Source organism: Streptomyces sp. NPDC046881, assembly GCF_040645015.1.
Lineage (GTDB): Bacteria > Actinomycetota > Actinomycetes > Streptomycetales > Streptomycetaceae > Streptomyces.
The window spans coordinates 1-25,610 of record NZ_JBEYXJ010000067.1; the positions used below are offsets into that span (position 1 = coordinate 1).

At 73.6% G+C, this 25,610-nt stretch carries 21 protein-coding genes; 7 read left to right on the forward strand and 14 right to left on the reverse strand.

What is annotated here, in order from left to right; genetic code table 11:
* Positions 1-288: 288 nt before the first annotated feature.
* A complete protein-coding gene (locus ABZ923_RS26995; protein ID WP_361476327.1) occupies positions 289-933 on the reverse strand; it encodes a chaplin in 645 nt (214 codons plus the stop codon).
* 309 nt (positions 934-1,242) lie between these two features.
* On the opposite strand from ABZ923_RS26995, the gene ABZ923_RS27000 reads away from it, so the two are divergent.
* Both ABZ923_RS27000 and ABZ923_RS27005 read left to right on the forward strand, forming a co-directional pair.
* A complete protein-coding gene (locus ABZ923_RS27000) occupies positions 1,243-2,847 on the forward strand; it encodes an alpha/beta hydrolase (protein WP_361476329.1) in 1,605 nt (534 codons plus the stop codon).
* A gap of 150 nt (positions 2,848-2,997) precedes the next feature.
* Positions 2,998-3,522: a DUF4232 domain-containing protein gene (locus tag ABZ923_RS27005; protein WP_361476331.1), complete on the forward strand. Its 525-nt coding sequence runs from the start codon at positions 2,998-3,000 to the stop codon at positions 3,520-3,522.
* Between the two features lie 25 nt (positions 3,523-3,547).
* Here the strand turns inward: ABZ923_RS27005 and asnB are convergent, their stop codons facing one another.
* Entirely contained in the window at positions 3,548-5,389 is a 1,842-nt protein-coding gene (gene asnB / locus ABZ923_RS27010; protein WP_361476333.1) for an asparagine synthase (glutamine-hydrolyzing), read from the reverse strand.
* Positions 5,390-5,667: 278 nt separating this feature from the next.
* On the reverse strand, positions 5,668-6,447 hold the full coding sequence (locus ABZ923_RS27015) for an alpha/beta fold hydrolase (protein ID WP_361476335.1): 780 nt from the start codon (positions 6,445-6,447) through the stop codon (positions 5,668-5,670).
* A 156-nt stretch (positions 6,448-6,603) separates the two neighbouring features.
* Here ABZ923_RS27015 and ABZ923_RS27020 point away from each other — a divergent pair, with 156 nt between their 5' ends.
* On the forward strand, positions 6,604-7,698 hold the full coding sequence (locus ABZ923_RS27020) for a chemotaxis protein (protein ID WP_361476337.1): 1,095 nt from the start codon (positions 6,604-6,606) through the stop codon (positions 7,696-7,698).
* A gap of 105 nt (positions 7,699-7,803) precedes the next feature.
* Entirely contained in the window at positions 7,804-8,823 is a 1,020-nt protein-coding gene (locus ABZ923_RS27025; RefSeq protein WP_361476339.1) for a Gfo/Idh/MocA family oxidoreductase, read from the forward strand.
* A 75-nt stretch (positions 8,824-8,898) separates the two neighbouring features.
* On the opposite strand, the gene ABZ923_RS27030 is transcribed toward ABZ923_RS27025, so the two are convergent.
* A complete protein-coding gene (locus tag ABZ923_RS27030; protein WP_361476341.1) occupies positions 8,899-9,312 on the reverse strand; it encodes an SsgA family sporulation/cell division regulator in 414 nt (137 codons plus the stop codon).
* Between the two features lie 348 nt (positions 9,313-9,660).
* Here ABZ923_RS27030 and ABZ923_RS27035 point away from each other — a divergent pair, with 348 nt between their 5' ends.
* The gene (locus ABZ923_RS27035; RefSeq protein WP_361476343.1) at positions 9,661-11,091 is read left to right on the forward strand and encodes a SpoIIE family protein phosphatase; all 1,431 of its coding nucleotides are present in this window, start codon (positions 9,661-9,663) and stop codon (positions 11,089-11,091) included.
* A 41-nt stretch (positions 11,092-11,132) separates the two neighbouring features.
* Here ABZ923_RS27035 and ABZ923_RS27040 read toward each other — a convergent pair whose 3' ends face one another.
* Complete coding sequence (locus ABZ923_RS27040; RefSeq protein ID WP_361476345.1) at positions 11,133-12,629, reverse strand: hypothetical protein; 1,497 nt, start codon at positions 12,627-12,629, stop codon at positions 11,133-11,135.
* A 289-nt stretch (positions 12,630-12,918) separates the two neighbouring features.
* Here ABZ923_RS27040 and ABZ923_RS27045 point away from each other — a divergent pair, with 289 nt between their 5' ends.
* On the forward strand, positions 12,919-14,067 hold the full coding sequence (locus ABZ923_RS27045) for an aminoglycoside phosphotransferase family protein (RefSeq protein WP_361476347.1): 1,149 nt from the start codon (positions 12,919-12,921) through the stop codon (positions 14,065-14,067).
* 269 nt (positions 14,068-14,336) lie between these two features.
* Positions 14,337-16,307: a peptidoglycan recognition family protein gene (locus ABZ923_RS27050; RefSeq protein ID WP_361476349.1), complete on the forward strand. Its 1,971-nt coding sequence runs from the start codon at positions 14,337-14,339 to the stop codon at positions 16,305-16,307.
* A 25-nt stretch (positions 16,308-16,332) separates the two neighbouring features.
* Here the strand turns inward: ABZ923_RS27050 and ABZ923_RS27055 are convergent, their stop codons facing one another.
* The 9 genes from ABZ923_RS27055 to ABZ923_RS27095 all read right to left on the reverse strand — a co-directional run bounded on the left by ABZ923_RS27055 (position 16,333) and on the right by ABZ923_RS27095 (position 25,443).
* Positions 16,333-16,830 (reverse strand): hypothetical protein, encoded by a 498-nt coding sequence (locus ABZ923_RS27055; RefSeq protein WP_361476351.1) that lies wholly within the window; start codon positions 16,828-16,830, stop codon positions 16,333-16,335.
* A gap of 50 nt (positions 16,831-16,880) precedes the next feature.
* Positions 16,881-18,350 carry a 3-hydroxybutyrate oligomer hydrolase family protein gene (locus ABZ923_RS27060; protein ID WP_361476353.1) on the reverse strand — a complete coding sequence of 490 codons (1,470 nt, stop codon included), beginning with the start codon at positions 18,348-18,350 and terminating at the stop codon, positions 16,881-16,883.
* A 143-nt stretch (positions 18,351-18,493) separates the two neighbouring features.
* Entirely contained in the window at positions 18,494-19,747 is a 1,254-nt protein-coding gene (locus ABZ923_RS27065; protein ID WP_361476355.1) for a PHB depolymerase family esterase, read from the reverse strand.
* Positions 19,748-19,942: 195 nt separating this feature from the next.
* Positions 19,943-20,845, reverse strand: coding sequence for a universal stress protein (locus ABZ923_RS27070; protein ID WP_361476357.1), 903 nt, complete (start codon positions 20,843-20,845; stop codon positions 19,943-19,945).
* Between the two features lie 146 nt (positions 20,846-20,991).
* Positions 20,992-21,234, reverse strand: a complete 243-nt coding sequence (locus tag ABZ923_RS27075; protein WP_030339608.1) for a DUF397 domain-containing protein — start codon at positions 21,232-21,234, stop codon at positions 20,992-20,994.
* Between the two features lie 118 nt (positions 21,235-21,352).
* Positions 21,353-22,519, reverse strand: a complete 1,167-nt coding sequence (locus ABZ923_RS27080; protein WP_361476359.1) for a thiolase domain-containing protein — start codon at positions 22,517-22,519, stop codon at positions 21,353-21,355.
* On the reverse strand, positions 22,516-23,586 hold the full coding sequence (locus ABZ923_RS27085) for a thiolase domain-containing protein (protein ID WP_361476361.1): 1,071 nt from the start codon (positions 23,584-23,586) through the stop codon (positions 22,516-22,518). The genes ABZ923_RS27080 and ABZ923_RS27085 overlap by 4 nt, the downstream gene beginning before the upstream one ends.
* Entirely contained in the window at positions 23,583-24,524 is a 942-nt protein-coding gene (locus ABZ923_RS27090) for an OB-fold domain-containing protein (RefSeq protein WP_361476363.1), read from the reverse strand. Before ABZ923_RS27090 ends, ABZ923_RS27085 begins: the two co-directional genes overlap by 4 nt.
* Before the next feature lie 118 nt (positions 24,525-24,642).
* Positions 24,643-25,443, reverse strand: coding sequence for a crotonase/enoyl-CoA hydratase family protein (locus tag ABZ923_RS27095; RefSeq protein ID WP_361476365.1), 801 nt, complete (start codon positions 25,441-25,443; stop codon positions 24,643-24,645).
* Between the last annotated feature and the right edge of the window lie 167 nt (positions 25,444-25,610).

Genomic DNA, 25,610 nt, shown 5'->3' on the forward strand with positions numbered 1-25,610 from the left:
GGGCGGGGCCCCTTCCCGCGCCCCCCCGCGCGCCCCGCCCGGCCCCGCCGCGGCGCGGCCCCGCCGCCCGCGCGCCCGCCCCCCCACGTCCGGGGGCGTCGGCCCGCTCGACCGGTTCGGGCAGCCGACGCCGCTCGCCGAGCGCGGCGCGGCCGGATTCCCGCGTGCCGTCCTGCGCGGACCGGACGACAGCCTGCCTCTCCCCTCCCCCAAGGGTTCGGGGTGCTGCCGAGGGCGCCTGGCCCGTCCGCCCCACCGGGCCGACGGGCGGTGGGGCCGTGCGGAGGGTCAGCAGGGGCCGGCGGGGCGGAAGCGGCGGTAGAGGATCGCGCCCGTGAGCAGGAGCGCGGCGCTGCCGGCGATGGCCGGGGCCGTCAGGTCCGCTCCGGTGTGGGCCAGCGTGGACGTGGTCGTCCGCGGGGTGTGCGGGGCGGTGTGGTGGGCCGGGGGCTTCGGGGCCCGCGGCTTCGGTACCGGTCGGGCGGTCTCGGCGGGGCCGTTGACCGACTGGTTGCCGTGGGCGGGGTTGCCGATGCCGACCACGTCGACGCTGTTGCCGCTGACGTTCACCGGCAGGTCGACCGGGAGCTGGACGCCGTTGCCGGAGAGGACGCCGGGCGAGTCGGTGGTGTCGCCGTGCGCGGAGGCCCCGCCGGAGGTGGCCGACGCGGTCCCCTTGCCCGCGCCGCCGCTCTTCCCGCCGCCGGTGTTGGCGCACGCGTTGCCCGCGGCCGGGTTGAGCAGTCCCACGACGTTCACCGTGTTGCCGCAGACGTTCACCGGCACGTGCACCGGCAGCTGGATGCCGTTGCCGGAGACCAGCCCCGGCGAGCCGGCCGCCACGCCGTCGGCGTCGGCACCACCGGCCGCGAAGGCGGCGGACACCGGCAGCGCCACGGCCATCGCACCGGACGCGGCGGCGACGGCGATCACACCGTTTCGGGTAGCCCGTCTCATAGGTTCCTGCCTTCCAGACGTCATCACGGGTACGTACCCGCACCACTTAAAACGCAGGCGAACCATCCGAGGTGTGGCTTATCGGCCTTTCACCCCATCGAGCGGCACTGTTATCGAACGGGATGCAAAGCCGCAGAATGATCACCAAGGGGGCATGACGGACGCGGAGTTTACGCCGGCGGACGGCACCCCGCTCGCCGGGAGGCGGGCCGTCCGGGGCCCGCTTATGGTGATCCGAGGGCATCGCCCCCGGTCCGTGGCGGGCGTGCGCCCCGGGAGGCGACCATGCTGGCCAAGCTGTCCACACGGCCCGCCGTGCGGCGCTGCGCGGGTGCCTCGGCCCTCGCCCTGGCGCTGCTCGGAGCCGGGCTGCCCGCGGCTGCCGCCGACCGGCCGCAGCCCGACCTGTCCCGGTTCTACCGGCAGAAGCCGGCCTGGGCCGCCTGCCGGGGCCCGGACATGCCGAAGGACCTCCAGTGCGCGAAGGTCACCGTCCCGCTCGACTACGCGCGGCCGCACGCCGGCACCCTCGACCTGGCACTGGCCCGCTACCGCGCCACCGGCACGTCCCGGGGCTCGGTGCTGCTGAACTTCGGCGGCCCGGGCGTCGCCGGCATCCCCGAGCTGGCCACCGACGGCAAGCAGTTCATGGACCTGACCAACGGCTACGACGTGGTCTCCTTCGACCCGCGCGGTGTGGGCCGGTCCTCCCCCGTCAGCTGCGGGGAGGGCAGCGACGTGGCCGCGGGCGTGGCGGAGAAGGACACCGACCTGAGCCGTCCGCAGGCGCTGCTCAAGCGGTTGCGGCAGGCCGCCGACCAGTGCGCCCGGTCCTCCGGCCCGGTGCTCCCCCACATCGGCACCGTGAACGCCTCCCGCGACCTGGACGTCATCCGCCAGGCGCTCGGCGACGACAAGCTCAACTACCTCGGGTTCTCCTACGGCACCCGGCTCGGCGCGGTGTACGCGGCGCAGTTCCCGGGCAAGGTCGGCCGGATCACCCTCGACGGGGTCGACACGCTGACCGAGTCACTGGCCGAGCAGGGGGTGGCGGGCGCCGAGGGGCAGCAGACGGCGCTGGACGACTTCCTGGACTGGTGCACGACGGACCTCGCCTGCCCGTTCGGGCAGGACCGGCGCACGGCCGGCGACCAGGTGGTCCGGCTGGTGCGTTCGCTCGACGAGAACCCGGTGCCCACCGACTTCGGCGGCAGGTTCTCCGGCCAGGACCTGGTGGGTGCCATCGGGCAGGCGCTGTACAGCAGGGAGCTGTGGCCCTCGCTGGAGCGTGCGCTGGCGTCCCTGATCGAGGACGGCGACACCCGGCGTGTGCTGGCCTTCTCCACGGGCGGCATCGGCCTGTCCGCCGGCCGGCACCGCGGCGACGGCACGCTGGTCGACGCGCAGGACGTCCCGGCGGACAACCTGCCGGCCGCGCTGATGGCGGTCAACTGCGCGGACGACCCCGACCGGCCCACCGCGGCACGGCTCACCAAGGACCTGCGGGAGCTGCGGGCCGCCTATGACCAGGCCTCGCCGGTGTTCGGCCGCTACCGGCTGACCCAGCTGCTGATGTGCTACGGCCGGCCCCGGGGCACCGACTTCATCCGCGACCACGTGCGGGACGTGCACTCGGCGCGGATGCTGCTGATCGGCACGCGCGGCGACCCGGCGACGCCGTACCGGTGGACCGAGGAAACGGCCCGCCGGCTCGGACCGTCGGCGGTGGTGCTGGACAACAAGGGCGAGGGCCACACCGGCTACTCCTCCTCCAAGTGCGTGCACCGCAAGGTCAACGACTTCCTGCTGTACGGCTCGCTGCCGGCGAGCGGCAGCTCCTGCCCGGCGGGCGCGGCCGGCAGGGGCGTCACCCAGGGCAGCGCCGGCTGACGGCCGCGCGCTACCGGCCGGTGACAGAAGTGGCGCAACCGGGTGACAGCCGCGAACCGGGGCAACCTTCCGGTCGCCCCGGCCGTCCCACTCAGCAGGCGCGCCCAGGCCGCCGTAGCCCGTACCCGACCGCGACAGGGGGACACCGTCATGCGCGTCCGCGCCACCATCGCCGCACCCGCCGCCTCGGCCGCCGTGGCGGCCCTGCTGCTCACCGCGCCGCAGAGCCAGGCCGCCGCCGGCCCCGACCGGACCGTCCGCTGCGCCGAGAAGTCGCTGACGCTGCGGGCGAAGGCCGTGCCCGGCCACCCGACCGTGCTGCGGGTCAGCGTCACCAACCGGGGCACGCGCCCGTGCGTCGTCGACCGCGTGCCCACGGTGACCTTCGGTGACCTGGACGGGGCGGCGCTGCCCGTGCCGGAGGGCGGCGCCGGCACCTACCGGCTCGCGGGGCGCGGCACGGCCCACGCCGACGTGCGGACCATCGCGGACCCGGCGGACCCTGAGGCCCGCCGGGTGGACGCGGTCACCGTGGCGGCGTCGGCCGCGCACTGGGGCCGCTCCTTCACCGCCGGGCGGCTCGGCACCGGCCGGCGGGTCCTGGTCTGGGAGCCGGTGACGACGTGGTGGCAGAAGTCGGCGGCGGCCGCGGACCGCGCCATCGGGCTCGGCTGAGGACCGGTTCCGGCGCGGATCGGGCTCAGCTGAGGACCAGTTCCGGCGCGTAGAGGTCCAGCCATCCCGCCAGGTCCAGGGTGCGTTCCAGACCGCGCCGGGCCGCCTGGGTGCTGACCGGCGCCTCGCGCTCGGCGGCGGCCCGGACCCGGTCCCGGTCGACCAGGTCGAAGACGGGGTGGGCGGGCCGGGCGAGCAGCTCCTTGGCCTGCTCCTGGAGGGCGCGGGCGTACCGGGGGTCCTGCGTGGACGGGTACGGGCTCTTCACACGGTCGTACACCGAGCGCGGCAGGACGTCCGCCGTCGCCTCCCGGAGCAGGCTCTTCTCCCGGCCGTCGAAGGACTTCAGCGCCCAGGGGGTGTTGTAGACGTACTCGACCAGCCGGTGGTCGCAGAACGGCACCCGCACCTCCAGGCCGACGGCCATGCTCATCCGGTCCTTGCGGTCGAGCAGCATGCGCACGAAGCGGGTCAGATGCAGGTGGCTGATCTGCCGCATCCGGTACTCGAAGTCGCTCTCGCCGTCGAGCCGGTCGATGCCGGCGACGGCGGTGCGGTAGCCGTCGGCCACGTAGCTCTCCAGGTCGAGGGCCTTGGCGAGGTCGGCGCGCACCACGTCGGCGTCCTCGCCGAAGTGACGGCCCATGGTCGCCAGCCACGGGAAGGTGCGGGCGCGCCGCGCCTCCTCGTCGAAGAACTGGAGGTAGCCGCCGAAGACCTCGTCGGCGGACTCGCCGGACAGGGCCACCGTGGACTTCTCCCGGATGGCGCGGAACAGCAGGAGCAGCGAGCTGTCCATGTCGCCGAGGCCCGAGGGCAGGTCGCGGGCCCGGATCACCTGGGCGCGCACGGCGGGGTCGGCGAGGGCCTCGGCGTCGAGCACGATGTCCTGGTGGTCGGTGCCCGCGAGCTCGGCAACGTCGTGCACGAACGGGGTGTCGGGGGTGCCGCGCAGTTCGTCGGCGACGAAGTGGTCGGCCTGGCCGACGAAGTCGACGGCGAAGCTGCGCACCTTCTCGCCCTGTCCGGCGAGCCGGCGGGCGGCGAGCGCGGTCATGGCGGAGGAGTCGAGGCCGCCGGAGAGCAGGGTGCAGCGCGGCACGTCGGCGACCAGCTGGCGGCGCACGATGTCGTCGAGGAGCGAGCGCACGGTGGCGATGGTGGTGTCGCGGTCGTCGGTGTGCGGGCGGGTCTCCAGGCGCCAGTACACGCGGGTGGACAGGCCGGAGCGGTCGACGGTGACGACCGTGCCGGGCTCCACCTCGCGCATGCCGTCCCAGACGGCGTGTCCGGGCGTCTTGACCATGACGAACAGTTCGCGCAGGCCGTCCAGCGTGACGCGGGGCCGGGCCAGGGGGTTGGCGAGAATCGCCTTGGGCTCCGAGCCGAACAGCACGCCGTCCGGGGTCCGGTGGTAGGAGAAGGGCTTGATGCCCATGCGGTCGCGGATCATCACCAGCTTGCCGTGCCGGCCGTCCCACACGGCGAACGCGTACATGCCGTTGAGCCGTTCGGCGACCGCGTCGCCCCATTCCAGGTAGCCGTGCAGCACGACCTCGGTGTCGGAGTCGGTGGTGAACCGGTGGCCCCGGTCCGCGAGTTCCCGGCGCAGCTCGGTGAAGTTGTAGGTCTCACCGGAGTAGACGAGGGCGACCGTGCCCTCGGGGGTGTGCACGGACATCGGCTGGCGGCCGCCGGGGAGGTCGATGATGGCGAGCCGGCGGTGCCCCAGGGCGGCGGGGCCCTCGGCCCAGGTGCCGCGGTCGTCCGGGCCCCGGCAGGCCATCGTCTCGGTCATCGCATGCAATGTGGTGGCCTCGGCCGTCAGGTCACGGTCGAAGGAGACCCATCCGGTGATGCCGCACATGCGCTGCCTCCCGCCTCCGGCTGCCCGCCGCCCCCGCGCTCACCTGCGGTTTCGCGGTCCCGGGAGGACCGGCCGGGCAAACCAATTGTATTGAGCACCTATATGGCGAGCCTCCGTCAGACGTTCGGGCGTGTCAACGCGACCGCAACACGGCACGGCCGGCCGCCCCTCGGTTTCGGCCGCGTTTTGCCTCAGCAAAATCCACGGACGGGCGCGCTACCGCGCCGGGGGCGGCACGAACCGGCCACGAGCAAAAACTTCTTCAAGCCACCGGTGCGTTACGGCTTCGCGGTCAGGAACGAGTCGAGCGCCCCGGTCAGTTCGGCCGGCTTCTCCAGCGGCAGCTCGTGACCCGCGTCCAGCACCCGGACGATCGCGTCGGGGTAGGCCTTGGCCAGCCGGAGCATCTGCCGCACCGGCAGCTGGACGTCGTGGTAGCCGTGCACCATCAGGGTCGGTACGGAGATCTCGCCGGCCCGGTCCAGGACGTCGAAGGCCCGCATCGCGCCGTAGAGCGTCATGACGACCTCGCGCGGGGTGGCGGCGGAGGCGCGGATGTGCGCCCGGATCTCCTCGCGCGGGTAGCCGGGCGCGAAGGCCCGCTGGATGTTGGCGGCCACGAACAGTTTGAACGGCACGAGGGTCGAGGCCGCCATCAGCAGACCCCGGCCACGGCTGTAGGACATCCGGCCGATGGAGTTGACCAGTACCAGCCGCTCCACCCGTGCCGGGTGCGCGAGGGCGACGGTCTGCGCGATCATGCCGCCCATCGAGTGGCCGACCAGCACGCACCGCTCCACCCCGAGGTGGTCGAGGAGTGCGACGACGTCCCGCGCCAGGTGGGCGATGGTGGGCACCCCGGCACCGCTGCTCTCCCCGTGTCCGCGCAGGTCGAGCCGGATCACCCGGCGCCGTGCGGAGAAGTGGGCCGTCTGGTGGTCCCAGCGGTGCCGGTTGGCGGTCCAGCCGTGCACGAACACCAGCGGCACGTCCACCGCGTCGCGGGGCCCTTCGTCGTCGTACGTCAGGGCCGCTCCGTCGACTTCGAGCTGCGGCATGGGGGCCTCCTGGGGTGTGCTGCGGTCTGGTTACCGGCCGGTACGGTATCCGGCCCCGGGCCCCCGCGTCACCGTGTCCCGCCCGGGAGATCCACAGCGGCTTCCAGCCGGATTACCCCGAATGCCGTACGTGTGAATCGGACCTATCGTGCTGTCATGGAGCACGCACTGAGTCCCGCGACCCTCGCCGAACTGCGGCGCCCGCGCCCGTATCCCGCGGTGTCCGTGCTGACCCCGACGCACCGCCGGGAACCCGAGAACGGCCAGGATCCCGTCCGGCTGCGCAACATGGTCACCGAGGCCCGCCGACGTCTGGAGGCCGATCCCGCCGTCACCCGTGAGCGGCGCAACGAGGTCGTCGCGCAGCTCGACCGGGCGCTGGCGGAAGTGGACCTGGCGCACGCCGAGGACGGCCTGGTCATCTTCGCCGCCCCCGGCGAGCACCAGGTGTGGTCCCTGGCGCGCCCCGTCCCCGAGCGGGTGGTGCTGTCCGACACCTTCCTGACCCGCAACCTGGTGGCCGCACAGGCCTCCGAGCGCCGTTTCTGGGTGCTGTCGGTCTCCGCCGACCGCGCCACGCTGTGGAGCGGCGGCGAGGACCGTGTCGTGCAGGACCGCTCGGGCGGCTTCCCGCTGGAGCGCCGGCAGGAGAACTTCGACCCCGAGCGCCAGATGCGCACCGGCGGCCTGCCGAGCACCTTCAGCGACGAGGGCACCCGCCAGTTCCTGCGCGAGGCGGACACCGCCATGAGCACGGTCCTGCGCGAGCAGCCCCGGCCGCTGTACGTCACCGGCGAGCAGGCGGCGCTGTCCCTGCTGGACGAGGTCGGCAGCGTCGCCAAGTCCGCCGTCCACGTCCCGCACGGCGGCCTCGCGCACGCCGGTCCCGAGGCGGTCTGGCAGGCGTTGCGGCCGGTGCTGGAGGCGGAGTCCCGCAAGGACGCCACGGCCGTGGTCGACGAGCTGACCTCGGCGCGCGGTCACCGCACCTACGCGGCCGGCCTGGACGAGCTGTGGCAGAGCGCCCGCGAGGGCCGGGTCCGGCTGCTGGCCGTGGAGGAGAACTGCCGGGCCACCGTCCGGGAGCTCGGCGAGCACCTGGTACCGGCCGAGCCCGGCGACCTGGACGCCCGCGACGACATCGTGGACGAGATCGTCGAGCAGTGCCTGGAGACCGGTGCCGAGGTCCGCTTCGTGCCCGACGGCACGCTCGTCGACGCCGACGGCATCGCCGGGGTGCTGCGGTACTGACACGGCGGCACAGACTGCGGTACCGGCCCGGGAAAACACCGGAAGAGCAGCGCTCCCGCGTCGGCGTACGCTACGGCGTGATCGTCGGCGTAAGGGAGCGCGCGCATGGGTGACCTGCTGGGTGTGGCGGTACTGGGTGCCGGACACATGGGGGCCGATCACATACGTCGGCTCGACCAGGTGGTCAGCGGAGCCAGGGTCGCCGCGGTGGCCGACCCCGACCGCGCACGGGCCGAGGCGGCCGTGGCCGGCCTGGACGGGGTCACCGTGCACACCGACCCGGTGGCCGCACTGGACGCGCCCGGCGTGGCGGCGGTCCTCATCGCCTCCCCCGGCCCCGCGCACGAGGAGGCGCTGCTCGCCGCCTTCGCCCGCCGGCTGCCGGTGCTGTGCGAGAAGCCCATGGTGCCGGACTCCACCGGTGCCCTGCGGGTCATGGAGGCCGAGGCGGCAATCGGCCGCCGGCTGGCACAGATCGGCTTCATGCGCCGCTACGACGCCGAGTACCGGCGCCTGAAGGCCCTGCTGGACGGGGGCGCCCTGGGCCGGCCCCTGATGCTGCACTGCACGCACCGCAACGTCTCCTCCCCCGCCGGCTTCACCAGCGCCATGCTGATCAACAGCTCGGTCTCGCACGAGATCGACGCGGCCCGCTGGCTGCTCGGCCAGGAGCTGACGGCGGTCACCGTGCTGCGGCCCGCGCCGTCCGCCGGTGCGCCCGGGGGCCTGCTCGACCCGCAGTTCGTGCTGTTCGAGACGGAACGGGGCGCCCTGGTGGACGTGGAGGTCTTCGTGAACTGCGGGTTCGGCTACCAGGTGCGCTGCGAGGCCGTGTGCGAGGCGGGCAGTGCCCGGATCGGCGACGGGCACGGCATGGTGGTCACCACCGGGGGCGGCGCCCGCGAGGAGGTGGCGCAGGACTATCTCGTCCGCTTCGCCGACGCCTACGACCGCGAGGTGCAGGCCTGGGTCGACGCGACCCGGCGCGGCGAGGTCACCGGCCCGGACGTCTGGGACGGCTACGCGGCGTCGGTGGTCGCCGAGGCGGGGGTCCGGGCGCTGGAGACCGGCGGCCGGGTGGCCGTGGACCTGGCCCCGCGGCCCGCCCTGTACGCCGCACGGTGACGGTGGACGGCACCGGCGGGAGACCGGGTCGGCCGCCCTGGGGAGCAGGCGGGCCGGCGCGGGCCCGGAGCGCCGTCACACCCCGCCGAACAGCGTGCTGAGCCCCCGCTCCACCACGCCCGCCACGTCCTCCTGCCCACTCGCCACCACCGTGTAGGTGCGCACCAGGAAACGCCGCAGCGCCGAGGCCTGGAACAGCAGCAGCGCCATGCCGTGCGGCGAGTGGAACTCCAGGACCGTCCGGGTCCGGCCGTACGGCCATATCTGCACGTCACCGTGGCCGGCGGGGGCCCGCAGCCCCTGGTCGAGCAGGGTGCGCGCGAAGGTCCAGGTCACTTCCTCGCCGTGCAGCGCGGCCTCCGCCGGGAAGTCGACGAACACGGCGAGGGGGTCGTCGGCGGTGTAGCGCAGGGTGGCCGGCACCGGGACCTCCCGGTCCTCGGCTGTGACGAGCCGGGCTTCGGCGAGCTGTTCGACAGTGATGTCCATGCCCTTAAGGAGTCCGCACGACCCCGTCACATGCCGTCAATTCCGGTCAGAGTTCGGCGGGTACCGGCCGCTCCGCGGCACTATGGAACACAGGAGCGTCGAACATCCGCTTGAACACCGGCCGACAGCGGCTCGCCTGCGTCAACTCGCGTAGTAACACTACGACTTGACCGCCGCCGCGCGTACGTCATTCGTACCCGCGGAACCCTCCGGGAAGACTCTGGCATATGCCGGAAGCACCACCGTATCGTGTGTTGCCAAATCCCTTACAGCGCGTCGTGGGCTGTGCCACAGTCGTAGCGGTCCCCCCGTCGTCCCCCGTCGTCCCGTATCCCATCGGAGTGCGTCATGCCGTCCCCAGTCTCCGCGGACCGCCCAGCCGCCCAGCCGCCAGGGCGCGGCTCGGTCGAAGCGCTGATCACGCAGGCGCGGCGGCTCAAGGGTGACGTGGACGCCGTACGGCGGGACACCCAAAGCGACGGTACGGACCCCGAGGAACGCTGGCAGCGCGCCCTGTGCGACCTCGCCCTGCACCAACTGGACGACCTGGACGCCCACTTGGCGCAGCTGCGGGACGGCCCCTCCCCCGCCCCGGCCGAGCCCGCCGAGCCGCCCGCCGGCCGGCCCGCCCCCGCCGTCGCCCCGGGCGGTTCGCTGCTCAGCCGCGTGGGCAGCGCCGAGTGGAACCTGCTGACCGACGAGGCCACCTGGTCCGGGGAGCTGTACCAGATCCTCGGCCTCGACCCGGCCCGCCCGGCCCTCACCCTGGACGAGCTGCCCAGCCTGGTCCTCGACGAGGACCGGCCGAAGCTGACCGCGATGGTCACGGACTGCCTGGTCGACGCCAGGCCGATCGACGGCGAGTTCCGCGTCGTACGGCCCGACTCCTCCGTGCGGACCGTGCACATGATGGGCGAACCCGTGCTCGGCGCCGACGGCGGTACGGCCTCCATGTGGGCCGTGCTGCGCGACGTCAGCGAACTGCGCCGCACCCAGCTGACGGTGCGCGAGACCCGTGACTCGCTGCACCGCGAGCGACGGCGGGAGCAGACCGAGCACCGGATCGCGGCAGAGCTGCAGGAAGCCGTGCTACCGCCATGGCACGGCTCCCTGCGGCTCCCGCACCAGGGCCCGGTGGCCCTGGACCTGGCGACCCACCGCCTGCCGGCCGCGACCCCCACCCTCATCGGCGGCGACTGGTACGACGCGCTGGAACTGGCCGACGGCCAGACCCTGCTGAGCGTCGGCGACCTCACCGGACAGGGCGTGTCCGTCGCCTCCGGCATGGCCATGCTGCTCGGCGCCGTACGCGGCATGGCGATGGCCGGCAGCGACCCCGGCCGCCTGCTCACCATGCTCAACCAGTTACTCGACACCACCGTGCAGCCCGCCCTCGGCAGCGCCGTCTGCTGCCGCTACCGGCCCGAGACCCGCACGCTGGTCTGGGCGCAGGCGGGACACCCCGCCCCGCTGCTGTACCGCAACGGGACGGGGCACCTGCTGAACGCACCGGACGGCGTCCTCCTCGGCGCCTCCTCGGGCGCCGTCTACGGACAGTCCGTCGTCACCCTGGAACCCGGCGACGTGCTCCTCCTGCACACCGACGGACTGATGTCGGGCCACAGCAGGACGGCGGCTGCGGACCGGCTGATCGGTCTCGCCCCACGGTTCGGCGCGGCGCGCACCGCGCAGGACTGCGTGCGAACCGTCGTGGAGGAGTTCGGCGGAGCGGGGCGCGAGGACGACGCGTGCGTGCTCGTCGCCAAGGTCACCGCATGACAACCTGACCGACCCGTCGGGTCGGGCGGCGCACAGGCCCCCTATGCCTGTGCGCTCCCGCCGTCCGCCTTGCCCCTCGGCTTGGGCAGGGCGAGCCTGATCTCCTCCCGCAACTGGTGGATCTTCGGGTAGCCGGCGTACTCCGCGGTCAGCCGGTACATCTGCCGCAGCCGGTCCCAGGTGCGCCGGGAGGAGTTCGAACCCATCGACATCAGGGCCAGCCGTGCGTAGCGGTCGGCCTGTTCGGGGTCGTCGGCGATGAAGCAGGCCGAGGCCATGGAGAGATGGTCGAAGATCTTCGACCGCTCCCGTCCGTCGACGCGCAGGGCGAGGGCCTTCTCCGCGTAGTGCTGCGCGTGCGCGGCGGCACCGGGGTCGAACTCCGCGAGCGTGCGGTAGGCGAGGGCCTGCATGCCGTACAGGTCCTCGTCCTTGAAGGTCTGCATCCAGTCCGGCGTTTCGACGTCCTGGCGGTCGGAGACGAAGAGGTCCTCCGCCTGCCCCAGCGTGCGGCGCATGGCCTGGCCCTTGCCCATCGACGCCTGCGCCCAGGCCTCGATGGTGTGGAACATCGCCTTCGTGCGCGGCTGCAGGCGGTCGCCGGCGCCGGACTGGGCGAGCTTCATCAGGTCCAGGGCGTCGTCGGGCCGGCCGAGGTGCACCATCTGCCGGGCCGCCCGGGACAGCGCCTCACCGGCGCGGGGCCGGTCCCCGCCCTCTCTGGCGGCGTGGGCGGCGATGACGAAGTACTTCTGCGCCGTGGGCTCCAGGCCGACGTCGTGCGACATCCAGCCCGCGAGGACGGCCAGGTTGGCGGCGACGCCCCACAAGCGCCGCTGGAGATGGGGTGGGTGGTGGTAGGCGAGCATGCCGCCCACCTCGTTGAGCTGTCCCACGACCGCCTTGCGCTGCAGCCCGCCGCCACGGGCCGCGTCCCAGGCGCGGAACACCTCGACCGAGCGCTCCAGTTCCTCGATCTCCTGCGACCCGATGGGGGCGGCCTCGTAGCGGTCGAACCCGGCGGGGTCGGCGTGCAGGGGGTCGTCGAGGACAGGGGCGTCGGCCTTCAGGGTGGGGTCGGTGTGCAGCCAGTCGTACATGGCGCTGCTGAGTGTGGATCCCGCGGCGAGCGCGGCACCCGCGCCCACCAAGCCGCGTCGGTTGAGCATGAGGTCCATTCCCGTGAATTCGGTGAGGACCGCGGCGGTCCGCTCGGGCGCCCACGGCACACCTTCGGGATGTTCCTCGATCCCGTCGACCTGCCGTTTCCCCGTGCGCCCGTGCCGTACCAGACCGAGGTCCTCGATGGTCACGACACGGCCGAGACGCTCGGTGAACAGAGCCGCCAGCACCCGCGGTACCGGATCGCGTGGGATCTCTCCCATGTCGATCCACCGCCGCACCCGGGAGGTGTCGGTCGACAGCTGGGGGTGGCCCATGGCCGCCGCCTGTCGGTTGACCAGTCTCGCGAGTTCGCCCTTCGACCAGCCGGCCAGGCCGAACAGGTCCGCCAGTCGGGAGTTGGGTTGTCCGCTCACTTAAGCCCCCAGGTTCTCGGCTGAGTTGACAGTAGCCCGGTGGAGGTTGCCGGGCGACTATTCGCCACGGTTCGCCAGGGTCCGCCAGATGGTGTGCCACTGGTCATCGGGTGTCAGGTAGGAAAGCGCCACCCCGACCCGGTCGCCGCCCTCCTCGCGAGGACGCGTGACGGCAACACGACGGCATATGCCGGGCACATTCCCCAGGGTGTGTCCGGGCGGCCGGGCCGGGTGGGGCGTGCAACGCACAGGCAGGCACCGCAGGCACACGAAGGGATCTGTATCTCCCATGTACGCAGCATCGTCCTCCGTGTCCGCCCCGCCCCGGCCGCTGCGACCCCGCCCGGCGGGCGGCGGGCCGTACCTCGATCCGGCGGCGCGTCCGGGGAGTCCCGTGCTGGGCGCGGGCCGGCCCCGGCGGATCCCGGGGCAGCCCGGGACCCAACCGCTCAGCGGGAGACTCGACCTGTCCGGCCCCCAGGGTGCGCAGCTGCGCACCGCGCTCGCCGCGGTGCACCGGATCTGCCCGGAGTTCGCCCCGGTGCAGGTCCTGCGGCGCAGCGGACGCTCCGTCCTCCTCGTGGGGACGACGGGACGCAACACGGCCGTCGCGAAGTGTCTCCTGGACCACTCCCCCGCCTGGGTGGAGCGGAGCCGCCAGGAAATAGCCGCATACCGCTCGTTCGTCCGGCACCGGCCGCCGGTCCGGGTGCCGAGGCTGATCGCGGCGGACCCGGACAACTGCACGCTGGTGATCGAGCGGATGCCGGGCCGGGCGGCTGCGTTCCAGCGGCACCCCACGGAGGCGCCGCCCCGCGCGGACATCCGGGCCGCGCTCGGCGCGATCTGCCGGGTGAACGCCTGGCGGCCCCCGGCGGGGACGTTCGACATGCCGCTGGACTACGCGGCCCGCATGTCCCGGTACCACGAGCTGGGCCTGCTCACCGACCGGGACCTCGGCGACCTGCAGAAGCTGCTGCACGGCATCGCGCACGAGGTGGGCCGGCACGGCATGCTCCAGTTCTGCCACGGCGATGCCCTGCTCTCGAACATCCTGCTGTCCCCGGCCGGTCCAGTGCTGGTGGACTGGGAGCACGCGGGCTGGTATCTGCCGGGGTACGACCTGGCGACGCTGTGGCTGGTCCTCGGGGACGCCGCTCAGGTCGCCCGGCGGCAGATCAGCCAGATCGCCCAGTCGGCGGGCCCGGCCTCCCGGGACGCCTTCCTGGTGAACCTGATGCTCCTGCTGACCCGGGAGATCCGTACGTACGAGACGGCCGTGCAGCGTTCGATGCACGAGGTGGCCCCGGCGGCACCGGGTACGGCCCACCCGGGTGCTGCGCCGTCCGGCGAGGAACAGCGGCTGCTGCTCAGGCGGCTGCACGACGACTGCCAGATGGCCCGCCGGGCCGTGCGTGCGGCGGTCGGCACTCGCTGACGGGGACGACGGGTCCGCGGTGCGCCCTGAGCGGCGGCGCACCGCGGACCTTCGTACGTCCGGGGCCGGGGCGTCGACGGCCACTGGTGTATGCCAGTGACGCCCCGCAGGCCCGCGCACCACCGCCGCGAAACTCGCCGAAAACCCTCCGTGACGTGGGAAGTCGCCCGTCTGACGGCATCATTGACGGATCGTCGGCCAGCCGGTACCACTGACCCAGCTCTGGCGCCGCACGCCCCGCCACGCTCCGCCCGTCACAGGAGGCCGCATTGCGAGGATCCGCCACCGACCCCACGTCCACACCCGGCCACAGACGTCTGCGGCGGACCGCCGTCCCGCTCGCCTCCGCGGCCCTGCTGCTGCCCCTGCTCGGCGCGGCCCCGGCCCCCACCGCCGCGGACTCCGCCACGCACCGGCTCCAGCAGGCGTTCGCCGGCGCGGCGGCCGACTACCACGTGCCGCAGAGCGTTCTGCTGGCCGTCTCCTACCTCCAGTCCCGCTGGGACCGGCACGCCGGCGCGCCGAGCGTGACCGGCGGCTACGGCCCGATGCACCTCACGGACGCCCGGACCGCGATCGCCGCCGCGGAGCACTTCGCGGAGGGCAGCGAGGACGCCCGCGGTGACACCGCCCGGGCGGCACTGCACCCCTCCGTCGAGGTACCGGCCGAGTCGGCGGTCCCGGCCCGCCTGCGGACGCTGCCGAAGGCCGCAGAGCTGACCGGCCTCCCGGCCGAGGAACTGCGCACCGACCCGGCGGCGAACGTGGCCGGCGGTGCGGCGCTGCTCGCCGCCGCGCAGAAGGAGCTGGGCGAGCCGCTCAGCGCCGACCCGGCGCAGTGGTACGCAGCGGTGGCTCTGTTCTCCGGCGCCGACGACACGGCGACGGCCGCCAGGTACGCCGACGATGTGTACGACGTGCTGCGCACGGGCGAGGAGCGCACCACGGACGACGGCCAGCTGGTGACCCTGGCCGCCCAGCCGCGGCTCACCGCCGACACCGCCCAGCTGCGGCGGGCCGGTCTGCGCACGCTGCCGGCGGACGGCACCGAGTGCCCGCGGTCGGTGTCCTGCGAGTCGGTCCCGGCGCCCTACGCGGAGTTCGGCGACAACGACTACGGCAATCACGACCTCGGCGACCGTCCGGCGTCGCAGGGCATCAGGTACATCGTCATCCATGACACGGAGGGCGCCTGGGACGGGGTCATGAAGCTGATCCAGGACCCCACTTATGTGTCGTGGAACTACACGATTCGCTCCACCGACGGTCTGATCGCCCAGCACGTCAAGGCGAAGGACGTGGCCTGGCACGCGGGCAACTGGTACGTCAACGCGAAGTCGATCGGCATCGAGCACGAGGGCTTCCTCGCCTCGCCGGACGCCTGGTACACGGAGGCGATGTACCGGTCCTCGGCGCGGCTGGTGCGGTACCTGGCCAGGACGTACGGCATCCCGCTGGACCGGCAGCACATCCTGGGCCACGACAACGTGCCCGGGCCGACCGCGTCCAGCGTTCCGGGGATGCACACGGACCCGGGGCCGTACTGGGACTGGCGGCACTACTTCCGGCTGCTGGGACAGCCGTTGCGGCGCACGGCCGGCCCGCACTCGGGTGTGCTGACGATCCTGCCGGACTACGCCTCGAACCAGCCCGTGTACACCGGCTGCACCACCAGGGGCGAGCCGTGCACGGCGCACGGCTCCAGCGAGGTGCGGCTGTACACGGACCACGACGTGACCGCCCCGCTGGTCAAGGACATCGGCCTGAGGACGGATCCGACGGACGGGGTGAACGATCTGTCCTCGCGGGTCTCCACCGGCCAGAGTTACGCGGTGGCCGACCGCTGGGGCGACTGGACGGCCATCTGGTACCTGGGCCAGAAGGCCTGGTTCCGCAACCCGGTGAAGGACCCGACGGCCGTACCGGTGAAGGGGCTCGTGGTGAGGCCGCGGGACGGCCTGGCGAGCGTCCCGGTGTACGGCCGGGCCTATCCGGAGAAGGAGGCCTACCCGGCGGACGTCCCCGCGCAGTCCGTGGTGCCGCTCCCCTACACGATCCCCGCCGGACAGACGTACGTGGTGGGTGACGAGGTGCCGGGCGAGTACTACTACGCGGTGACCTTCACCCCCGACTCGCACCGGGTCGTGGTGGGCGAGGACCTGTACTACGAGATCCAGTACGGCCACCGGGTCGGGTTCGTCCGGGCCGCGGACGTGACGCTCGAGGCAGCCGCCCGCTAGCCCGGTCCGAGGTGCCTCGGATGCCTCAGCCCTGCTGGAAAAGCTCCGCCGGGAGCGGCTTCAGCAGGGCGTACAGGTCGTCGGTGATCGGGCGGTCCCAGGCGGCGATGGTCACCAGGACGCCGTCGCTGCGGTCGAACTGGACACAGGAGATCCGGCTCTCGGAGAGCTTCAGCCGGCGCACGATGAGCAGGTTGTCGCCCTGGAGCACCGGGGTGTCCTCGACGCCGACGACGGTGACCTCCTCGTCGTTCTCCAGCGCCAGCAGCAGCTGGCCCACCTCGAAGGGGATCTCTCCGTCGTCGACCTCGCGGGCGGGGGAACCCTCCGGGAGGTTGCCGATGATCATGGCGGGGCCGCGTCCGCCGAACAGGTCGTAGCGCAGGAAAACGCCCTGGCAGGTGCCGTCGGGGGCGGGCAGCAGGCCCGCGCCGAGATTGCCCGGCCAGTCGCCCGGGTCCATGGCCAGCACGTCGAAGTCGGGTCCGGCAGGGGTCGCGCTGCGGCGGCGGAGGAACGACATGCGGCCATGGTACGTGGGCTCCGGCGGAAGTGCCGTGACGGGGTCGTCGGTCACCCGCGGGTGCGTTGTGGCCGCTCGCTCCCCCTCGTTCCCGGCTCGGCGGTCAGGGGGCAGCCGGTCAGCAGGGCGGCCCGGGCCGCGTCGGGCGGGCGCGGGACCGTGTGGTCGGCCGGCGGGACGCCGTCCCCCGTGATCCAGTGTTCCAGGGCCTCGAAGGCCGAGCGGTGGCAGGGCACCATCGGGCGGAGCCGGCCGGGGAAGGCGTCGGCCAGGGAGTCGGTGTGGGTGCCGTCCTCGATGCGGTAGTAGCGCAGCAGGGAACCGCGGCCGGCCTCGTGGACCATGCGGGCGTAGACGTCGGCGTCCTGGCTGATCGGCAGCAGCACGTCGAGGGTGCCCTGGAGGGTGATCAGGGGTTTGCCGATGCGTCCGGTCAGGGCGATGCGGCCGACCGCCCGGTGGACGGCGGCGGGCCGGGCCGCGTAGTCGTAGTCGGCGTCGCAGGCGGGGGTGCCGGAGGCGCAGTACGGGGTGCCGGCCTCGGTGGCGCCGTCGTAGCCGGGGTCGACTTCCTCGCGGTAGATCCGCTGGGTGAGGTCCCAGTAGACCTGGTGGTGGTACGGCCACAGGAACTCGGAGCCGGCCGGGAAGCCGGCCCGGTGCAGGGCCGCCGCGGCCTCGGCGGCTCCGGGTCCGCCGGCGGCGTAGGCGGGGTAGTGGCGCAGGGCGGCCGGCAGGGAGGTGAGCAGGTTGGGGCCGTCCGAGCGCCAGAGGGTGCCCTCCCAGTCGACTCCGCCGTCGTACAGCTCCGGATGGTTCTCCAATTGCCAGCGCACCAGGTAGCCGCCGTTGGACATGCCGGTGGCGAGGGTGCGGGCGGGGGGCCGGTGGTAGCGCTGGGTGACGACCGTGCGGGCGGCGCGGGTGAGCTGGGTGAGGCGGGTGTTCCATTCGGCGATGGCGTCGCCGGGCCGGCGGCCGTCGCGGTGGAAGGCCGTGCCGGTGTTGCCCTTGTCGGTGGCGGCGTAGGCGTAGCCGCGGGCGAGCACCCAGTCGGCGATCGCCCGGTCGTTCGCGTACTGCTCGCGGTTGCCCGGGGTGCCGGCGACCACCAGGCCGCCGTTCCAGTGGTCGGGCAGCCGGATGACGAACTGGGAGTCGTGGTGCCAGCCGTGGTTGGTGTTGGTGGCGGAGGTGTCCGGGAAGTAGCCGTCGATCTGGATGCCGGGGACGCCGGTGGGTGTGGGCAGGTCCTTGGGGGTGAGCCCCGCGTAGTCGGCGGGGTCGGTGTGGCCGGAGGCCGCGGTCCCGGCGGTGGTCAGCTCGCCCAGGCAGTCGGCCTGCTGGCGGGCGGCGCCGGGCACGTGCAGCCGGGCACGGCCGGCGCAGTGGGCGTCCGGTGTCCCCGGGCCGGCGGGTGCCGCGGTGGCCGGGGTGACCAGGAGCGTGCAGACGGCGGTGAGCGAGAGCGCGCCCAGCGCGGTGCGCCGGGCGCGGTGCGGTGTGCGGTGCGGGAGCATGCGGTTCCTCCGGCGGGGTTGGGGACGCGCTGGAGGCTAGGGGCGGTGTAGTGGTTCCCGACATGTGTGGGGCCGCCATGATGACGATCCGTTAGGGGTCGTCGGCCACCATGGCGGCCCGGTCGGGTGTCCCCGCTGCCCGGTCAGGGGCAGCCGGTGTCGGTGACGGTGAAGTAGCCCGTGGGTGATTCCTTCAGGGTGTGGGTGACGAACGTGTTGTACAGGCCTATGTTCTGGTGCGAACCGTTGGCGTATGTGGAGCCGCCGCTGGTGGTGGCGCGGCCCGCCTGTACGTGGGCGTAGTTGCTCGCCGTCCAGCAGGCCGCGCTGCCGCCGCCACCCGGGTCGGGCTCGCCCGGGGTGCTGGTGTCCAGGCCGAAGAACCGGGCGATCCAGCGGCTGGAGCAGATGGAGTCCAGGAAGTACGGGGCGCCGGTGCCGCCGCACTGTTCGCCGCCGGTGCCGGGGTCGACCGGGGTGCCGTGCCCGATGCCGGGGACCCGGTCGACCTCGACGGCGACCGTGCCGTCGGCGGCCAGGTACTGGTCCTGCCGGGTGGCGTCCGGCCCGATGGTGGTGGTCCGGGTGGGTGTCTGGGACAGGCCGTGCAGTGCCGTCCACTGGTCGCGCAGTTCGCCGGCGTTGCGCGGTACGACGGTGGTGTCCTGGTCGCCGTACCAGACGGCCGTGCGCGGCCACGGCCCGGTGTACGACGGGTAGGCGTCGCGCACCCGCCCGGCCCAGTCCGCCGGGCTGCGGTCGACGCCGGGGTTCATGCAGGTGTAGGGGCTGTTGTCCCGGGTGCAGTCGTAGGGCAGGCCGGCGACGACCGCGCCCGCCGAGAACACGTCGGGGTAGGCGGCGAGCATGACCGCGGTCATGGCGCCGCCGGCGGACAGGCCGGTGACGTAGGCGCGCCGGGGGTCGGCGCCGTAGGCGGTGACGGCGTGGCTCACCATCTGCCGGACGGACAGGGCCTCGCCCTGGCCGCGCCGGTTGTCGGCGGTCTGGAACCAGTTGAAGCACTTGTTCGGGTTGTTGGCGGTGCCGGTCTCGGCGAGCACGAGCAGGAAGCCGTCCTGGTCGGCGAGTCGGGGCAGTCCGGAGTTGTCGGCGTAGACCTGGGCGCTCTGCGTGCAGCCGTGCAGGGCCACGACCACCGGCGGGTGGGCCGGGAGGGTGGCGGGCCGGTACACGTACATGGTGAGGGCGCCCGGGTTGGACCCGAAGTCGGTCACCCTGGTGAGCGTGACGGCGGCGCGGGCCTCGGGTGCGGGGCCGGCGAGTGCGGTGCCGAGGACGACGGCGAGTACGGCCAGGACGCGGGCTGTCAGGCGGGGCAGCAGGCGGGCACGTGGCCGTGCTCCGGGTGCCCTGCGGAACGGGGGCGGTGGCATGGCGGCTCCTTGGGTGTACACACGGTCCCGGCCGCTCCGGCGCGGGTGGCGCCCGGAGGACCGGGGGTGGCGGAACCATAGGTTCGGGTGTGTCCGGGCACCATGGCGCGGTGCCCCACAGCCTTCGGAACGTCCGTCGGGGCCGGGCGGATTGCCCGGCGCTGCGCGGTCTGCTAGGGCCCCGGATGCCGGGTCTCATTCCTCCGGCGGGGCGGGCGGTACCACCGCGACGGGGCTCGCCGCGTGCAGCAGCACGGCCTGGGTGACCGAGCCCATCATGCGGGCCGGGGCGAGCAGCCGCCGCCGGTGCCGGCCGACCACGACCAGGTCGGCGTCCCTGGAGGCGGCGACGAGGAGGCCGGCCGCGTCGCCGGGCAGTGCCTCGGCGTCGGCGCGGACCCCGGGGTGGCGCTCCCGGTGCGGGGCGAGGAAGCCCTCGGCGAGGACGCGGGTCTCGTTCGCCACGGCGTCCTGGTCCACCGCGGGCGGCACCAGCTGTCCGGGCGCGGACCAGGTCTGCACCGGCCACGGGTAGGCGGCGATCACCTGCAGCCTGGCGTCGCGCAGGGCGGCCTCGGTGAAGGCGAAGGAGAGGACGGCCTCGTCGGGGCTGTCGGCGTGCAGGCCGACGACCACCCGGGGCCCGGGCTCGGCGGGCCCCTCCCCGTGCACCTCGCGGCCGGGCCGGGGTACGACCACCACCGGGCACTCGGCGTCCCGGGCGGCGGCGAGGCCGTTGGAGCCGAGCAGCAGGCTGGCGAAGCCGCCGCGTCCCCGGGAGCCGAGCACCAACAGCTGGGCGTCGCCGCCCAGTTCGGGCAGGACGGCGCCGGGAACGCCCTCCAGGGCGACGTACTCCAGGGCCGGTGGCCCGGCGCGGTCCGCGAGCCGGGTGCGCACCTCGTCCAGCACGGGGTCGCCCTCGGCCTCGGGCGGCCCGGCGACCAGGACGTCGGCCTGGCCCCAGGCGGCGTACTGCCGTACGTGCACCACCCGCAGCGGTGCCGTGCGGCGGCGGGCGGCGTCCACGGCCCAGTCCAGGGCGCGCAGGCTGTCCGCGGACCCGTCGACCGCGGCGATGACCGGCGCAGCGCTCATCCTTCTCACCTCCGGAACACGACCTTCCCCTTGTGGGGGCCAGCCTGGCTCAGGCGGGGCCCCGGCAGGGCGCTGCTGGTCGCGTGTCCGCGAATCCGCTCGCAACACCCCCGGTTCAGGTGAGATCCGCTGCGGCCGGCGCGGCGTCAGGTGAGGTCGAACTCGCCTTCCCGTGCGCCGGAGACGAAGGCACCCCACTCGGCGGGGGTGAAGATCAGGGAGGGACTCTCCGGCCGGCCGCTGTTGCGCATCGCGATGAAGCCCTCGACGAAGGCGATCTGGACATCGCCCAGACCTCGGCTGCTGGACTGCCACTCCGCCTTGGTCAGATCCAGCTCCGGCTTGTCCCAGCCCGCGAGCGGGTGCTGCTGGGTGGTGGTCTCGGCCACGTCCGTGCTCCTCCCGGTTCGTCGTCCGCGGGTCAGCCTAGCGACCGGTCGCTACGGCGGACAGGGCACGTGGGGACGACCTTTCCGCCCGGCCGGCCGGGCCGCTGCGGCCGGCCGGTCAGGAGTCGGGCGGCTCGGAGCCGACGAGCCACATGGAGAAGAACTGCGAGCCGCCGCCGTACGCGTGCCCGAGCACCCGGCGGGCGCCGTCCACCTGGTGTTCCCCGGCCTGGCCGCGCACCTGGAGGGCGGCCTCGGCGAAGCGGATCATGCCGGAGGCGCCGATGGGGTTGGTGGACAGCACCCCGCCCGACATGTTGACGGGCAGGTCGCCGTCGAGCGCGGTCGCCCCGGACTCGGTGAGCTTCCAGCCCTCGCCCTCCGCGGCGAAGCCCAGGTTCTCCAGCCACATGGGCTCGTACCAGGAGAACGGCACGTAGATCTCGGCCGCGTCGATGTCCCGGCGCGGGTCGGTGACGCCGGCCTGCCGGTAGACGTCGGCGGCGCAGTCCCTGCCGGCCTGCGGGGAGACGAAGTCCTTGCCGGCGAACAGGGTGGGTTCGCTGCGCATGGCGCCGCCGAGCAGCCAGGCGGGCGGCCGGGGCGCGCGGGCGGCTCCGGCGCGGTCGGTGAGGACCATGGCGCAGGCGCCGTCGGAGGACGGGCAGGTCTCGGAGTAGCGGATGGGGTCCCACAACATGGGTGACGCCACCACCTTCTCGACCGTGATGTCGTGTTCGTGGAGGTGGGCGTACGGGTTCTTCAGGGCGTTGCGCCGGTCCTTGTAGGCGACGAGGGCGCCGATGGAGTCGGGGGCGCCGCTGCGCCGCATGTAGGCGCGGACATGCGGGGCGAAGAAGCCGCCGGCCCCGGCGAGCAGGGGCTGCTGGAAGGGGATGGGCAGGGACAGGCCCCACATGGCGTTGGACTCGGACTGTTTTTCGAAGGCGAGGGTGAGCACGGTGCCGTGGACGCGGGCGGCGACCAGGTTGGCGGCGACCAGCGCGGTGGACCCGCCGACGGAGCCCGCGGTGTGCACCCGCAGCATGGGTTTGCCGACGGCGCCGAGCGCGTCGGCGAGGTACAGCTCGGGCATCATCACGCCCTCGAAGAAGTCGGGTGCCTTCCCGATGACGACGGCGTCGATGTCGGCCCACGTCGACCCGGCGTCCTCCAGCGCGCGCCGGGCGGCCTCCCGGACGAGTCCGGCGATCGACACGTCCCGGCGGGCGGCCACGTGCTTGGTCTGGCCGATACCGACGACGGCGACGGGTTCCTTGCTCATCGTGGATCCCCTTCGAGTACGGCGACCAGGTTCTGCTGGAGGCAGGGACCGGAGGTGGCGTGGGCGAGGGCGCGGTCGGAGGCGCCGCGGTGGATGCGGGCGGCGGCCTCGCCGATGCGGACGAGTCCGGCGGCCATGACGGGATTGGCGGCGAGGGCGCCGCCCGACGGGTTCACGCGCACGCCGTCGTCCAGCCGGAGGGCCCGGCGCAGGACCACCTCCTGGGAGCTGAACGGCGCGTGCAGTTCGGCGGTGTCGACGGGCCGTTCGAAGGCGCCCGCGCGTTCGGCGGCGAGCCGGGTGGAGGGCGAGTCGGTGAGGTCGCGCACGCCCAGGGCGTGGGCCTCGATGCGGTGGTCGATGCCCCGGATCCAGGCGGGCCGCGCGCACAGCCGACGGGCCCGCTCCCCCGCGGCGAGGATCACGGCGGCGGCGCCGTCGCCGACGGGCGGGCAGTCGCCGGTGCGCAGGGGCCGTACGACGTGGTCGCCCTGCGGGATCCGGCCCGTGAGCTGGGCGTGCGGGTTGGCGGTGGCGTCGGCCCTGCTACGGGCGCCGACGGCGGCGAGCGCGCGTTCGTCGGTGTGTCCGGCGTCCATGAGGGCCTGCGCCTGGAGGGCGGCGAGGGCTATGGCGTCGGGCCACAGGGGGGCGACGTAGTACGGGTCGAGCTGGCGGGTGAGCACGTCCCGGACGGAGCCGGGTGAGCACTTGCCGTAGGAGTAGACGAGCGCGGTGTCGGCGTCTCCGGTGAGCAGCTTGGTCCAGGCCTCGTACAGGGCCCAGGCGCCGTCCATCTCGACGTGCGACTCGGAGATCGGCGGCCAGGCGCCGACGCCGTCGAGGGCGAGGGTGAAGGAGAAGGCGCGGCCGGCGAGGTAGTCGCTGGAGCCGGAGCAGGTGAAGCCGATGTCGGCGGTCCGCAGGCCGGTCTGCGCCAGGACGTCGTGCAGGACGGGCATGAGCATCTCGACCTCGGAGGACTCGGCGGTGGAGCGCCGGTGGTCGGTCTGCGCGAAGGCGACGACGGCGATGTCCCGGGGGCCGGGGGCTTCCGCGCTGGTCACAGCAGCTCCTTGTACGTCTCGTAGTCCGCGTCGGGTTCGCCGGTGGGCCGGTAGTGGTCGGGGTAGCGGGCGCCCTCGGTCCACACCGGCTCGACGCGCAGGCCCATGCGCACCCGGTCGTAGGGGATGCCGCCGATGCGGGCGTGCAGGGCGAGGTCGGCGCCGTCCAGGGCGATGTGGGCGTAGACGTAGGGCACCTCGATGTCGAGGTTCTTCGCCTTGATGTTGACGATGCAGAAGGTGGTGACCGTGCCGCGGGGACCCACTTCGACCTGTTCGGCTGTGGCGACGCCACATGTGGGGCACGCACCCCTCGGCGGGACGTACACCTTGCGGCAGGAGGGACACCGTTCGCCGACGGTGCGCCGCTCGGAGAGGGCATGGATGTAGGCGGACTGGGCGCGTCCCGGGGAGTAGGTGTAGTCGAGCCGGGCGGGGGCGACGATGCCGCTGACCGCGTCCGCGAACTCGCGGCTGCGGCCCGTGGGCCGGTCCGCCTCGCCGTCGTACGGTTCGAAGCAGGCGATGTCGGTGATGGCGCCGGTGCGTTCCGCGGCCCAGCGGACGCGCACCCGCATGCCGGTGCGGACGGCGTCGGGGCCGGGGGCGTCGAGGGCGTGCAGCAGGGCGGTGTCGGCGCCGTCCAGCCGGACCAGGACCCAGGCGAAGGGCGTGCCGAGGGGCTGGCCGCGACGGGGTGCGTGGTTCCAGGCCCAGGTGGTGACCGTGCCGGTGGGGGCGACCTCGACGAGGTCGTGGATCTCCTCGGCGGTGACGGGGTCGTACTCGACGGGCGGCACGAGGGTGCGCCCGTCGGTGGTGCGCACGCCGAGGACGACCCGTTCGCGCAGGCCGGTGAGGAAGGCGCTCTGGACGGGGCCGACGGAGCGGGTGAAGGGGAACTCGACGACGAGGGGGGCTTCGAGGACTTCGGGCATCGGCTGCCTCCTTGGAGATCGGCGGTGAAGGCGCACCCCGTAGGGGCGCGGGGACTGCGCGTCCGGCCCACGACGGCCCGCAGCCTGCGAACGGCGTGCGCCCACCTCCCGCGGAGCGTCACGCACGCTTGTAGACAGGCGGCCGTTTCTCCGCGAAGGCGCGGGCGCCCTCCTTCGCGTCGGCGGTGTCGAAGACCGGCCGGCCGCGGGCGAGTTCGGCGGCCAGACCCTCGGCCTCGGTCATCTCCGCGGTCTCGTACACGGACGCCTTGACGGCCTCGACGGCGAGCGGGCCGCAGGCGTTGATCCGCTCGGCGATCTCCAGGGCCCTGGCGAGGGCGGTGCCGTCGGGGACGACATGCCCGATCAGGCCGATACCGGCGGCTTCCCGGGCGCTGTAGGGGCGTCCGGTGAGCAGCATCTCCAGGGCATGGGTGCGCGGGATCTGGCGCGGGAGACGGACGGTGGAGCCGCCGATCGGGAACAGGCCGCGCCTGACCTCGAACAGGCCGAAGGTCGCGGACTCGCCCGCGACCCGGATGTCCGTGCCCTGGAGGATCTCGGTGCCGCCCGCGACGCAGTGGCCCTCGACGGCGGCGATCACCGGTTTGCGGGGGCGATGGTGGCGCAGCATCGCCTTCCAGTGCAGGTCGGGATCGGCCTTCAGCCGGTCGCGGTACCCCTGGCCCTGCATGCCGCCGCCGGCCAGCGCCTTGAGGTCCATGCCGGCGCAGAACGCGCCGCCGGCCCCGGTGAGGACGATCGAGCGGACCGAGTCGTCCGCGTCGGCCTCCAGCCAGCCGTCGTACAGGCCGACCAGCATCGCCAGGGAGAGCGCGTTCCTGGCGTCGGGCCGGTTGAGCGTGAGCACCAGTGTGGCGCCTTCCCGCTGCACGGCGAGGTGTTCCGTCCCACCCATGGGCCATCTCCCCTCGGTCGGAACGAGAACAGGTTGCAGGAGCGGAGGGGGCACTTCAAGGGTTTTCTGACAGACAGTCAGATTTCTTGGTGCGGGCCCTTCCCACTTGCCGCCCCCTTTGCTCTGATGACCGGCGAGCCGACGGATGCGCCTGTCGTCGCCGGGAC